The sequence below is a fragment of the Burkholderia lata genome (assembly GCF_902499335.1).
GTDB classification, from domain to species: Bacteria; Pseudomonadota; Gammaproteobacteria; order Burkholderiales; family Burkholderiaceae; genus Burkholderia; species Burkholderia lata_B.
In genome coordinates this window covers 1-12,700 of record NZ_CABVQK010000008.1, presented here as the reverse complement: position 1 = coordinate 12,700, position 12,700 = coordinate 1, and the positions used below count along the sequence as shown (strand labels likewise).

Genomic DNA, 12,700 nt, shown 5'->3' with positions numbered 1-12,700 from the left:
CGCCATTTATCGCGCCAGCCCGCACGTTTACCCGTATTAAACAATAGCAAGCGACTTTGTCATTGACAAATATTCGATGCAGGAAGATGATCCGCTCACTCCCCTCAACACATGGCTCGCAGCCACGGAACGCAACATGGCCAAAGCATTCGCCTCCCAAGCCGATCTGGAAGAGAAGAAAGTCACCTGGACGAAGCTGTCCGAGAACGCGTACGCGTACACCGCCGAAGGCGACCCGAACTCGGGCGTGATCATCGGCGACGACAGCGTGCTGATCGTCGACACGACCGCGACGCCCGCGATGGCCCAGGACCTGATCGCGAAGATCCGCAGCGTGACCGACAAGCCGATCAAGCACGTCGTGCTGTCGCACTACCACGCGGTGCGCGTGCTCGGCGCGTCCGCGTATTTCGACGAAGGCGCGCAGCACGTGATCGCGAGCCGCGGCACGTACGAAATGATCGTCGAGCGCGGCGAGGCCGACATGAAGTCGGAGATCGAACGCTTTCCGCGCCTGTTCGCCGGTGTCGAGACGGTGCCCGGCCTGACCTGGCCGACGCTCGTGTTCGAGCGCGAGATCACGCTGTTCCTCGGCAAGCTCGAAGTGAAGATCATGCACGTCGGCTCGGGCCACACGAAGGGCGACACGATCGTCTGGATCCCGTCGCAGAAGGTGCTGTTCTCGGGCGACCTCGTCGAATACGACGCCGCGTGCTACTGCGGCGACGCGCAGCTCGAACAGTGGCCGGCCACGCTCGAGGCGCTGCGCGCGCTCGGCGCCGAGAAGCTCGTGCCGGGCCGCGGCCCCGCGCTGCTGAACCCGGCCGACGTGAACAAGGGCCTCGACTACACGAAGGATTTCGTCACGACGCTGCTCGCACAGGGCCGCAAGGCCGTCGAGCAGAAGCTCGACCTGAAGGCGTCGATGGCGCTCACGCGTGAAGCGATGGATCCGAAGTTCGGCCACGTGTTCATCTACGAGCACTGCTTGCCGTTCGACGTGTCGCGTGCGTTCGACGAGGCGAGCGGCATCACGCATCCGCGCATCTGGACCGCGCAGCGCGACAAGGATATGTGGGCCGCGCTGCAGGACTGAGCGGCTTGCACAGGCGGGGTGTCCGGCAGGGCGCTCCGCCTTTTTTCTGAAGCGGCGACCGGCCGCGGCGTTCCGCCGTCTTTCCGTCTGCCGTATCCGATCTCATTAAAAAAGCAGGGCGCACGTACGCCCTGGGAGACGGCTTGCGCGCTCGAATCGCGCAGCCTGTTTGGAGAGAGACATGCCCCAATCGCTTCCCGCCGAAGCGGCGCTCGCGCACGCGAGCGCTTCGGCTTCCGCCGCCACGGACGATGCGCTGCTGTTCCGCAAGATCGCATGGCGGATCGTGCCGTTCCTGTTCCTCTGCTACGTCATCTCGTTCCTCGACCGCATCAACATCGGCTTCGCGCAGTTGCAGATGAAGCACGACCTCGGCTTCAGCGATGCGATGTACGGCCTCGGCGCCGCGGTGTTCTACGTCGGCTACGTATTCTGCGAAGTGCCGAGCAACCTGCTGCTCGCGCGGTTCGGCGCGCGCCGCACCTTCACGCGGATCATGCTGCTGTGGGGCATCGCATCGACCGGGATGATGTTCGTGTCGCAGCCGTCGCATTTCTACGTGCTGCGCTTCCTGCTCGGCGTGTTCGAAGCGGGCTTCTTTCCCGGCATCGTGCTGTACCTGACCTACTGGTTCCCCGCGAACCGGCGGGCGGCCGCGATCTCGGTGTTCTTCGCGGGCGTCGCGGTGGCCGGCGTGCTCGGCGGCCTGATGTCGGGCTGGATCATGCGCGACATGAGCGGCGTGCTCGGGATGCACGGCTGGCAGTGGATGTTCGCGATCGAAGGCGCGCCGGCAATCCTGCTCGCATTCGCCGCGTTCACGTTGCTGGTCGACCGGCCGCAGGATGCCACGTGGCTCACGTCCGATGAAAAGGCGCGGGTTGCCGCGCTGTGCGCCGGCGGCGGCGGGCACGGCAACGCGCACGACGGGCGCAGCCTCGTGGCCGCGCTCGCGAATCCGCGCGTGTACCTGTTCGCGTTCATCTATTTCTCGCTGACCTGCGCGTCGCTGACGCTCAATTTCTGGATGCCGCTGATGATCCGCGACTTCGGCGTGACCGACGTCGTGGCCGTGAGCCTGTACACGGTCGTGCCGAATGCGGTCGGTGCGGTGGGGCTGATCCTGATCGCGCGCCGTTCGGATCGCACCGGCGAGCGCCGCAAGCACTTCGCGTGCTGCACGATCGGCGGCGGGCTCGCGCTTGCGGCGCTGACGCTGCACCTGCACAGCTTCGCGGCGATGCTCGCGTGCCTGTCGATCGCGGCGACGCTGATCTTCGCCGCGCTGCCGATCTTCTGGGCCGTGCCGACCCGCTACCTGTCGGGCAACGCGGCCGCGGCCGGGATCGCGCTGATCAGCAGCATCGGGATCACGAGCGGCATCGTCAGCCCGTGGGTGATCGGGATGATCCGCACGCGCACCGGCAGCATGGATCTCGCCGTGTATCTGCTGGCCGCGCTGCTGGTGGCGAGCGGGGTTGCGTTGATGCTCGGCGTGAAAGCCGAAGGCGCGCCGCGCGACTGAACGAGCAACGGCCGGTCGCCGCGCGCGGGCGGCGGCGACCGGCGTCACGTGTGCGCCCCGTACCCGAATCCATCGAGGAGACGATCGATGTCAGCCCCTCTTCAAGCGGACGCCGCGCGTGCCGTCGCGTCCGGCGTCGCTTCAACCGACGACGACGCGCTGTACCGGCGCATCGGCGCGCGGATCGTGCCGTTCCTGTTCATCTGCTACATCGTGTCGATCCTCGATCGCAGCAACATCGGCTTCGCGCAGTTGCAGATGCGGCAGGATCTCGGCCTGACCGACGCGATGTACAGCCTCGGCGCGGTACTGTTCTTCGTCGGCTACGTGCTGTTCGAGGTGCCGAGCAACGCGCTGCTGCGCCGCTTCGGCGCGCGCCGCACGTTCGCGCGGATCATGTTCCTGTGGGGCGCGGTGTCGGTCGCGATGATCACCGTCGACAGCGCGAAGCATTTCTACGTGCTGCGCTTCCTGCTCGGGCTGTTCGAGGCCGGTTTTTTCCCGGGCGTGGTGTTCTACCTGACGTACTGGTACCCGGCGCGGCGGCGTGCGTCGGTGCTGTCGATCTTCTACGCGGGTGTCGCGGTGGCCGGGATGGTCGGCGGGCTGCTGTCGGGCTGGCTGATGCGCGGGATGTCGGGCGTGCTCGGGCTGCACGGCTGGCAATGGATGTTCGCGATCGAGGGCGCGCCTGCCATCCTGCTCGGCGTGATCGCGTGGTTCTGGCTGTGCGATCGTCCCGAGCAGGCGCAGTGGCTGTCCGATGCCGATCGGCAGCGGCTCGCGGCCGACCTGGCCGCCGACCACGCCGGTGCCGATACGCCGGCGCCGCACTCGCTGCGGCAGGTGCTGGCCGAACCGCGCACGTACCTGTTCGCGTTCATCTATTTCTCGCTGACCACCGCGCTGTTGATGCTGCTGTTCTGGATGCCGCTGATGATCCGCGAATTCGGCATCCACGACGTCGTGCAGATCAGCCTGTTGTCGGTCGTGCCGAACGCGATCGGCGCGGCCGGCCTGATCGCGATCGCGCGGCGCTCCGATCGCAAGCGCGAACGGCGCCGGCACTTCGCCGCGTGCGCGTTCGGCGGCGCGGTGGCGCTCGCGCTGCTGACGCTGCACCTGTCGAGCATCGTCGCGATGATGGCGCTGCTGTCGGTCGCGGCGATGCTGATCTTCGCCGCGCATCCGGTGTTCTGGGCCGTGCCGTCCGCGTATTTCTCCGGCGCGGGCGCGGCGGGCGGGATCGCGCTGATCAGCAGCATCGGCGTGTCGAGCGGCATGATCACGCCGTGGCTCGTCGGGCTGATCCGCACGAAAACCGGCAGCATGGATTCGGCGATGCTGATGATCGCGGCGCTGCTGGCCGCGTGCGCGGTCGCGATGCTGCTGGGTGTGCGGGCGGTGCCGCGTGATGGCGCGGCGTGACGCTGGCGGCTACGGTGCGATTCAGTGGAAGTACAGGAACAGCCCGGGCAGGACGAGCAGGCCGTGCAGCACCAGCGCCCCGTAGATCATGCCGCCGCGCGCCTGCAGGTCGATCGACAGGTAGGCGATAGCCGCGATGACCCCGATGACCGACAGGCCTGCCACCCAGAAGAGCGCGGTGATGAGCACGCGAAGGCCGGCGTACGGATCGTCCATCGAACTGGCGAACACGTAGCCGATCACCAGTGCCAGCAACTCGATGAGCGCGACGACGAGAAGACCCGACGCGATTCGCGCGGTTCGTTTGGCATTGTCCATGGCAAGTCGGGGCGGGTAGGGTCAGGGGCACTAGCCTACACGATCCGTCCCGAATATGTCGTGCAACGGGGGCGGCCGGAAGCCTGACGCGGCGCGCCGTCGCCTGGCCGGGGGCGCGGGGCGGCTACGCCCGATACACCTCGATCCGGTTGCGGCCGCGTTCCTTCGCGAGGTAGAGCGCCTTGTCGGCGCGCGACAGCGGCTGGTACGCGCCGAAGTCCGACGCCCGCATCGCGTCGATGCCGATGCTGACGGTCAGCGTGACCTGCTGGTCCTCGTGCATGAGCCGCGCCTGCATCGCGCGTTGCTGCACGCGCTGCGCGAAAGCCAGCGCAGTGTCGAGATCCGCCCTCGGCAGCACGATCGCGAATTCCTCGCCGCCGACCCGGCCGACGATGCCGTCCGGCCCGGTTTCTGCGAGCAGCAGCCGCGCGAAATGCCGGAGCGCGCGGTCGCCGACCGGATGACCCCAGCGGTCGTTCAGCGCCTTGAAGTGATCGAGATCGAGCATCAGCACCGCGGCGGCCAGGCCGGTCGTGCGCACGTTGCGCAGCGCGGCTTCGCTTTGCCGCATGAACGCGTGGCGGTTCGACAGTTGCGTCAGGTGGTCGGTCGTCGCCATCCGGTGCAGTTCCGCCTCGATGTGCTTGCGGTCGGTTGCGTCGGTGATGAAGCCGTGCCACACGGTTCCGCCGTCGGCCGTGCGCTGCGGGCGTGCGTCGCCTTCGCGCCAGCGCAGGCCCTGGCCGGGCAGCAGCACGCGATATTCGAGGCGCCACGGCGTCAGCCGTATCGACGAATCGTGCAGCGACAGCCGATAGGCGACCAGGTCGGCCGGATGGATCCGTGTCTCGACGGCCTCCGCGCTGCGGGCGACCTGCTCGGGCGTCAGTTCGTAGATGTCGCTGACCCCCGCGCTCGCATAGGTGAAGACGCGGTGCCCGTCAGCCGCCTGCCGCAGCTGGAACACGAGCCCGGGAACCTGGTCGGTGAGATCCGTGACGAGCGCGGCCGAGTCGCGCAACCGCGCGGCGAGCTCGCGCAGCGCGGTGATGTCGGTGGTCGTCCCGACCATCCGGAGCGCTCGGCCGTTGCCGTCGCGGGCAATCACCTTGCCGCGGCTGCAGATCCATTTGTAAGAACCGTCCTTGCAGCGGATGCGGTGCTCGACCGCGTAGCAGTCGGTGCGGCGCTCGAAGTGCGCCAGCATCGTGGCCTTCACGTCGTCGACGTCGTCCGGATGCAGCCGTTCGTACGCATCTTCGATGCGGGTGGTGAGCTCGTGCGGCGCGTAGCCGAGCAACGCCTTCCAGGCGGGCGAATAATGGATCTCGCCGGTTTCCACGTTGCGATCCCACACGCCGGTGCCGCTTTCGGTGAGCGCGAGCGTGGTCAGCGTGCTGTGTTCCTCGACGACGGCGAGCCGCTCGCGCAGCGCGGCTGCTTCGATCGCGCGGGCCAGCGCGCTTGCGGCGAGCGTGGCGAGGTCGCGCAACATCGCGCGTTGGGTGGCGTCGGGCGTGAGGCGCTTATCGTCGACGATGCACAGCGTGCCGAGTGTCGTGCCATCGGGCGCGGCCAGTTCGCAGGCCGCGACGAGCCGCAGCGCGTGAGGCGGGTCGACGTCGGGTCGCCCGTTGGCGTTCGTGCCGTGCAGGGCGAACCGCGCATCCGCGGCCGGATCCGGCGCGATTTGGGGCGGCAAGCAAGCGGCGGGCAGTGGATCGGGAAGCGGCTCGGGCAGCATGCCGTCGGCGGCCAGCACACGTTGCGCATCGGCATCGACGCGCGCAATGAACGCGCCGGCGGCGCCGAAATGCGTACGCGCGACACGACAGACGGTGTCCAGTTCGGGCAGGGGCGGGAGCGCGGGCTGACGGTCTGCCGCACCGCGTGCGGAGGCCGGCGCGTCGCCGGTCTCGGTGATGAACATACGGACCCGCATGGTCGAATTCCGCAACGGACGATTGCCTCGTGATCGGACGAATACCGGTCGAGCGAGGCCGCTTGGGGACTGCAATCGCAGAGCTTACTGTTGCGCGGAATGCATGGCAAGTGAACCGCAATCGTCTGTTGATGCGCACCATTTGCGCCGGTCGGGAAAGAATCCGGCGCGGGTTCCCGCAGACGAATCCACCGATCGGCGCGTGCCCGGAAACGTGCCGCGGAACCTCGGGTGATTGCGGGCGATACGCCGTATATCACCGTGTTCCGTGGCGCGTCCCCGGTTCGACGCGCTCGTCGCTTTCGACTTGCGGGATGCCGCGTGGTCAGCGTGCCGTCGCGTAGCGCGGCGCGGGCGTATCGGCCGACAGGTGCGGGGCCATCGTGCGGCGCGCGGCCTCGTATGCGGTCCATTCGTCCCCCGCATGCAGCGACGGGATCGTCACGAGTTCGCCGCGATCGAAGCCGACCAGCGCCGCATCGACCATGGCGGGCGCCGGCATCACGATTTCCTTCGGCAGATGCTCGAGCGGCAGGCCGCCCGTCTGCCAGAAATCGGTGGCGGTCGCGCCGGGCAGCACGGCCTGCACCTGCACACCCTTGCCGGCAAGCTCGTGATGCAGCGACTGGCTGAACGCGAGTACGAACGCCTTGCTGCCGCCGTACACGCCGTTCAGCGTTTCCGGCGAGATCGCGACGATCGACGAAATGTTGATCACCGCACCGTGGCCGCGGGCGACGAAACCGGGCACGGCCGCATAGGTGAGGCGCGTGAGCGCGGTCACGTTCAGGTCGATCATCCGCGTCATCGCGTCGACGTCGCTGTCGAGCAGCGGCGCGTGCGTACCGACGCCGGCGTTGTTCACGAGCAGCGTGATGCTCGCATCCTGCTTCAGCTTCGTCTCGACGGCGGCGAGTGCCGCGTGGTCGTTGAGGTCGGCGTCGATGATCTCGACGCTGCGCTGCGTGTCGTTCGTGATGCGCTCGGCGAGGGCGGTCAGCCGTTCACGGCTGCGCGCGACCAGGATCAGGTCGTAGCCGCGGCGTGCGAGGCGGTCGGCGTAGACGGCGCCGATGCCCGACGACGCGCCGGTAATGAGGGCGGTACCGCGATGTGCTTGCGTCATGATGTGCTCCGTTTCGATGGAATGGCCGGATGGCGTGAAACCATTCTGGTCTCGAATCGCTGCGACACAAATGACGTAGATGGGTATGATTCAGGACATCGGGCAACCCACTTGCCCGGGACGGGAGAACGCACATGCACCGCATCGGCTTTCTGATCAGCGACGGCTTCCAGATCATGGCGCTCGCCGCGCAGTCGGTGTTCGAGTACGCGAACATGGGCATGAGCGAGCCGTTCTACGTGATGGACAACTATTCGGTCGACGGCGGCGACGTGCGCTCGTCGCTCGGGCTGCCGGTTGCCACGCACGCACTGCGCGGGCGGATCGCGGTCGATACGTGGATCGTCGCGGGCGTCAACGATCCGCTTGCTTCGCCGGCACCGGCCGGCGTCGTCGCGTTCCTGCGCCGCACCCAGGCGCGCACGCGGCGGATCGCCGGCATCTGCACGGGTGCGTTCGTGCTGGCCGAGGCCGGGCTGCTCGCGCAGCGCAGCGCGACGACGCACTGGGCGTTCGGCCGCGACATGCAGCGGCAGTACCCGGAGATTAGCGTCGAGGAAGACCGGATCTATATCGTCGACGGCCCGATCTGGACGTCGGCCGGGATGACGGCCGGCCTCGACCTCGCACTCGCGATGGTGGAAAAGGATCTGGGCGCGGATGCCGCACGGTCGGTCGCGCACAAGCTCGTGATGCACCAGCGGCGGGCCGGCGGCCAGTCGCAGCATTCGGAAATGCTGGAGCTCGCGCCGAAATCCGACCGGATCCAGAACGCGCTGAACTACGCGCGGCAGAATCTCGGCCGTGCGCTGACGGTCGAGGATCTCGCCGAAGCCGTCCACCTGAGCCCGCGCCAGTTCAGCCGCGTGTTCACGCTCGAAACGGGGCAGTCGCCGGCGAAGGCGATCGAGCGTCTGCGGCTGGAGTCCGCGCGGCTGATGATCGAGCAGAGCCGCCATTCGCTCGACGTGATCGCGAAGGAGAACGGCTTTCGCGACCGCCGGCACATGCGCGAGGCGTTCGTGCGCGGGTTCGGCGTGCCGCCGCAGGCGATGCGGCGTGACGCGCGGGCGGACGAGCGGGAAACGGGCTGATGCCCGCGGGCGCGAGACGCCAGCAGGGGGCGGAAAAATCGCGCAGAATCTCCGGCATCCTTCGCGAGGAGACACCATGCACGCCGAGCCGTTCGACATTGCGATACCCGATCACGCGCTTGATGACCTGCGTCGGCGCCTGCGCGACCGTCGTCCGCCGATGCTCACGCCCGCTGAGCCGTGGCAGCAGGGTATGGACGGCGCGTGGCTGCGCGAACTGACCGAGTACTGGGCCGAGCGCTTCGACTGGCGGGCGGTGGAGCGCACGCTGAACCGGTTGCCGCAGTTCGTCGCGGACGCAGATGGCCAGCGCGTGCATTTCATCCATCGGCGCGGGGCGGGACCGCAACCTTATCCGCTCGTCATCACGCACGGCTGGCCGGGCTCCGTGTTCGAATTCGACGCGCTGATCGATCGCCTCTGCGATCCGGCGGCATTCGGCGGCAATCCTGACGACGCGTTCGATGTCGTCGTACCGTCGCTGCCGGGCTTCCTGTTCTCGCCCGCACCGACGGCACCCGGCATGTCGGCATTTCAGGTCGCCGACCGCTGGGCGGCGTTGATGTCCGGTCTCGGATATCGACGCTTCGGCGCGCAAGGCGGCGATCTCGGCGCAGGTGTGTCGGTCGCGCTCGGCGCGCGACATGCCGACAGGGTGGACGGCATCCATCTGAACTACCTGCCTGGCAGCTACGAGCCTCCGACGGACGCGGCTTTGCCGCTGACCGAGGCCGAACGGGCCTTCGTGATACAGCGCGGCGAGTGGGCCGCGCTGGAAGGCGGATACGCGCATGTGCACATGACGAAGCCGCAGACGCTGGCCGTCGCGCTCAACGATTCGCCGGCCGGACTGGCCGCATGGATCGCCGAGAAATTCCGTGCGTGGAGCGATTGCGACGGCGACGTCGCACGGCGGTTTTCGCACGATGCGCTGCTGACCGGAATCTCGCTCTACTGGTTCACCGGCTGCATCGGCTCTTCAATGCAGATGTATTGGGAAAACCGGCTGCAGCCCATGCGCTTCGCGGCCGGGCAACGCGTGACGGTACCCGTTGCATTCGCGTGCTTTCCGAAGGAAATCAGCCGGCCGCCGCGCAGCTGGCTCGAACGCGTGTTCGACGTCGTGCAATGGACCGACATGCCGAGCGGCGGCCATTTCGCGGCCATGGAAGAGCCGGATCTGCTGGCCAACGACATTCGGAAATTTTTCCGGCGCTTTCGGTGACGAGCCGGTCGGCGGGCGAAGCAGGCCAAGTGCACCGGCGGCCATCCAGGCGATAGGGCGCGCGAACACCACGCGGATCGTGACGCGACGCTGTCGCCTGCGTTACCGCGTGACGAACGCGACGGCGTCGTCCGGTGCCGTGCGCGCATGCTTGCGCTGGCGCAGCAGCGCGACGCGGCAGTTCTCGCGCGCGGTTTCGCGGCCGTCGTCGTCGAGCAGCACGAGATCGCCGCGCATCACGTTCAGCGTGATCACGTCCTCGCCCGGTGCGCCGAGCGTTTCCGGCGTATGCACCGAGCCGGCCGGTTCGAGCACCGTCGAGCCGGCGTGCGCCACCCAGTCGTATTCGCGGTAGCGCCACGCACCCTGCAGCGTATGGACGAACACCTCACCTTCGTGGCGGTGGCGCGGCAGCGTGCCGCCGGCCGGCATCTTCAGCAGCGCGGTCAGCGTGTCCTCGGCCGCATTGATGTGCAGGTACTTGATCGCCAGCCCCGGCAGGTCGGCGCTCATCGGCAGCCACGGCAGCGCCTCGCCGGGCAGGCACGAGATCGGCGGCAGGTCGGTGGAGAGCGGGGCGGACGGCTGCGTCATGGCGGAAGGCGGAGCGGAAATGGGGAGCCCGCATTATCGCAGAGCCGGCTCGAGCAGCCGAACGGGATGCTTTGCGTCGGCTTTCGAACTCATGCGAAGAGGCGATCCTTACAGCTTGAAATATGCAGCTAAACTGTACAGTTTGACTGTATATCTGCTATCTTGAATTTATGAACACGCCATTGCTTCCCTCCGAAGCGCTCCCACTGGCCGGTCTCGCCGGCGAACTTCGCATCTCGGTCGGCAAGCTGATGCGGCGGATGCGGGAGCAGATCCACCCGCACGACCTCACGTCGTCGCAGAAATCGGTGCTGTTGAGGCTCGACCGCGACGGCCCCGCGACCGTGTCGGCGCTCGCGCGCGCCGAAAGCGTGCGGCCGCAGTCGATGCGCGTGACGGTCGCGACGCTCGAGACGCTGGGCGCTGTCAGCGGCGAGCCCGATCCCTCCGACGGCCGGCAGACGCTGATCGCGCTCACGCCCGGTTTCCGCAAGGTGCTGCAGGCCAACCGCGCGGCCAAGGACGACTGGCTGTTCCGCGCGCTGCACGCGCAACTGTCGGAGGCCGAGCAGGCCGAGCTCGCGTCGGCCGTGAAGCTGCTGCAGCGGCTCGCCGAATTCCAGGAACCGCTGCGCCCGTGAGCCACCTCGACCCGCTCGGAGAAAGGACAACCCGAACATGAACCTCCCGCATCTCGTGTCGTATTTCTTCGGCGGCGCGTTTCTCGCGAACGTCGTGCCGCATCTCGTCAGCGGGTTGCGCGGCGAGCCGTTCCAGACCCCGTTCGCGAATCCGCCCGGACGCGGATTGTCGTCGTCCACGGTGAATGTCCTGTGGGGCGTCGCGAACCTCGTGATGGCCTATGTGCTGGTGTGCCGCGTCGGCGATTTCGACCTCCGGGTGACGGCCGACGCGGCGGCGTTCGGCCTCGGCATCCTCGCGCTCGGCCTGTTCGTCGCAAGGCACTTCGGCGAGCTGCACGGCGGCAACGAGCCCGACCGGGAGCGGCCATGAGCGTGCCGGCGGCGGGCGTCTTCCGCTCGCTTCGCAGCTTCAACTATCGCGTGTGGGCGATCGGTTCGCTGGTATCGAACATCGGCACGTGGATCCAGCGCACCGCGCAGGACTGGCTCGTCCTCACGCAGCTCACGCATCACGACGCATCGGCCGTCGGTATCGTGATGTCGCTGCAGTTCGGCCCGCAGCTTCTGCTGCTGCCGTGGACGGGTTACGCGGCCGACCGTTTCGACCAGCGCAAGCTGCTGATGGCGACGCAGGCACTGATGGGCGGGCTCGCGCTCTTGCTGGGGCTGCTGACGGTGACGGGCGTCGCGCAGCTGTGGCACGTGTATCTGTTCGCGTTCCTGTTCGGCTGCGCGTCGGCGTTCGATGCGCCGGTGCGGCAGACGTTCGTCGCGGAGCTGGTCGCCGATCGGGAGCTGGCGAACGCCGTCGCGCTCAACTCGACGTCGTTCAACGCGGCGCGGATGATCGGGCCGGCGGCGGCCGGCTTCATCATCGCGTCGGTCGGCACCGGCTGGGCGTTCCTGCTCAACGGGCTCAGCTTCGTCGCGGTGCTGGCGTCGCTGTCGATGCTGCGCGCCGACGAGCTGCGCGCGCATGCACGGGCCGACCGCACGCGCGGGAGCCTGCTCGACGGGTTCCGTTACGTGTGGCAGCGCCCGGATCTGAAGGCGATCCTCGTGATGCTGTTCCTGATCGGCACGTTCGGGCTCAATTTCCAACTGTTCATCTCGACGATGGCTGCTAGCGTGTTTCACGTCGACGCGCGCGGCTTCGGCGTGCTGTCGTCGATGATGGCCGTCGGTACGATTACCGGGGCGTTGCTCGCGGCGCGCCGCGACCGGCCGCGCTTCCGGCATCTGTGGATCGGCGCGGCGCTGTTCGGGCTCGGCTGTACGCTGGCCGCGCTGGCGCCGGGCTACTGGCTGTTCGGCGCCGCGCTGGTGCTGACCGGGATCGCCGCGATCACCTTCATGAACTCGACCAACAGCCTGGTGCAACTGTCGACCGAGCCGGCGATGCGCGGTCGCGTGATGGCGCTGCGTCTCGCGGTGGCGCTCGGCGGCACACCGATCGGTGCGCCGGTGGCCGGCTGGGTCGCGAATCATCTGGGCCCGCGCTGGGCGCTCGGTGTCGGCGCGCTGTCCGGTTTTGCCGCGGCGCTCGTCGCGACGCATTTCATGAAGCGGATGCGTGCGCAGCCGGGGATGGGCGAGGGGGCCTGAGCGGCCGAAAACGGGCTCACACTGTTCAGCCGTTCAGCCGTTCAGCCGTTCAGCCGTTCAGCCGTTCAGCCGTTCAGCCGTTCAGCCGTTCAGCCGTTCA

General features: G+C 67.9%; 12 protein-coding genes. 8 read left to right on the top strand and 4 right to left on the bottom strand.

What is annotated here, in order from left to right:
• Positions 1-136: 136 nt before the first annotated feature.
• The 3 genes from BCO18175_RS20265 (at position 137) to BCO18175_RS20255 (ending at position 4,049) form a co-directional block, all read left to right on the top strand.
• Complete coding sequence (locus tag BCO18175_RS20265) at positions 137-1,096, top strand: MBL fold metallo-hydrolase (RefSeq protein ID WP_174956349.1); 960 nt, start codon at positions 137-139, stop codon at positions 1,094-1,096.
• 181 nt (positions 1,097-1,277) lie between these two features.
• Positions 1,278-2,621: an MFS transporter gene (locus tag BCO18175_RS20260; protein WP_174913672.1), complete on the top strand. Its 1,344-nt coding sequence runs from the start codon at positions 1,278-1,280 to the stop codon at positions 2,619-2,621.
• 87 nt (positions 2,622-2,708) lie between these two features.
• Positions 2,709-4,049 (top strand): MFS transporter, encoded by a 1,341-nt coding sequence (locus BCO18175_RS20255; RefSeq protein WP_174983485.1) that lies wholly within the window; start codon positions 2,709-2,711, stop codon positions 4,047-4,049.
• 21 nt (positions 4,050-4,070) lie between these two features.
• Here the strand turns inward: BCO18175_RS20255 and BCO18175_RS20250 are convergent, their stop codons facing one another.
• From BCO18175_RS20250 to BCO18175_RS20240, 3 genes are all read right to left on the bottom strand, one after another.
• Positions 4,071-4,367, bottom strand: a complete 297-nt coding sequence (locus tag BCO18175_RS20250) for a hypothetical protein (RefSeq protein WP_174913677.1) — start codon at positions 4,365-4,367, stop codon at positions 4,071-4,073.
• A 124-nt stretch (positions 4,368-4,491) separates the two neighbouring features.
• The gene (locus BCO18175_RS20245; protein WP_254608135.1) at positions 4,492-6,312 is read right to left on the bottom strand and encodes a sensor domain-containing diguanylate cyclase; all 1,821 of its coding nucleotides are present in this window, start codon (positions 6,310-6,312) and stop codon (positions 4,492-4,494) included.
• A gap of 325 nt (positions 6,313-6,637) precedes the next feature.
• Complete coding sequence (locus BCO18175_RS20240; RefSeq protein ID WP_174983483.1) at positions 6,638-7,438, bottom strand: SDR family NAD(P)-dependent oxidoreductase; 801 nt, start codon at positions 7,436-7,438, stop codon at positions 6,638-6,640.
• A 134-nt stretch (positions 7,439-7,572) separates the two neighbouring features.
• Between BCO18175_RS20240 and BCO18175_RS20235 the strand changes: the two genes are divergently transcribed.
• Together BCO18175_RS20235 and BCO18175_RS20230 are read left to right on the top strand one after the other, a co-directional pair.
• Positions 7,573-8,532, top strand: a complete 960-nt coding sequence (locus BCO18175_RS20235; protein WP_174983481.1) for a GlxA family transcriptional regulator — start codon at positions 7,573-7,575, stop codon at positions 8,530-8,532.
• A 76-nt stretch (positions 8,533-8,608) separates the two neighbouring features.
• Entirely contained in the window at positions 8,609-9,757 is a 1,149-nt protein-coding gene (locus tag BCO18175_RS20230; RefSeq protein WP_174983478.1) for an epoxide hydrolase family protein, read from the top strand.
• Between the two features lie 102 nt (positions 9,758-9,859).
• Here the strand turns inward: BCO18175_RS20230 and BCO18175_RS20225 are convergent, their stop codons facing one another.
• Entirely contained in the window at positions 9,860-10,351 is a 492-nt protein-coding gene (locus tag BCO18175_RS20225; RefSeq protein ID WP_174913688.1) for a 2,4'-dihydroxyacetophenone dioxygenase family protein, read from the bottom strand.
• 170 nt (positions 10,352-10,521) lie between these two features.
• Here BCO18175_RS20225 and BCO18175_RS20220 point away from each other — a divergent pair, with 170 nt between their 5' ends.
• Genes BCO18175_RS20220 through BCO18175_RS20210 form a run of 3 tightly spaced genes read left to right on the top strand, consistent with a single transcriptional unit; the run spans position 10,522 to position 12,600 of the window.
• Positions 10,522-10,992: a MarR family winged helix-turn-helix transcriptional regulator gene (locus BCO18175_RS20220; RefSeq protein WP_174983476.1), complete on the top strand. Its 471-nt coding sequence runs from the start codon at positions 10,522-10,524 to the stop codon at positions 10,990-10,992.
• 37 nt (positions 10,993-11,029) lie between these two features.
• On the top strand, positions 11,030-11,365 hold the full coding sequence (locus tag BCO18175_RS20215; RefSeq protein WP_174969903.1) for a hypothetical protein: 336 nt from the start codon (positions 11,030-11,032) through the stop codon (positions 11,363-11,365).
• Positions 11,362-12,600: an MFS transporter gene (locus BCO18175_RS20210; RefSeq protein WP_174913697.1), complete on the top strand. Its 1,239-nt coding sequence runs from the start codon at positions 11,362-11,364 to the stop codon at positions 12,598-12,600. The genes BCO18175_RS20215 and BCO18175_RS20210 overlap by 4 nt, the downstream gene beginning before the upstream one ends.
• The last annotated feature ends 100 nt before the right edge of the window (positions 12,601-12,700 follow it).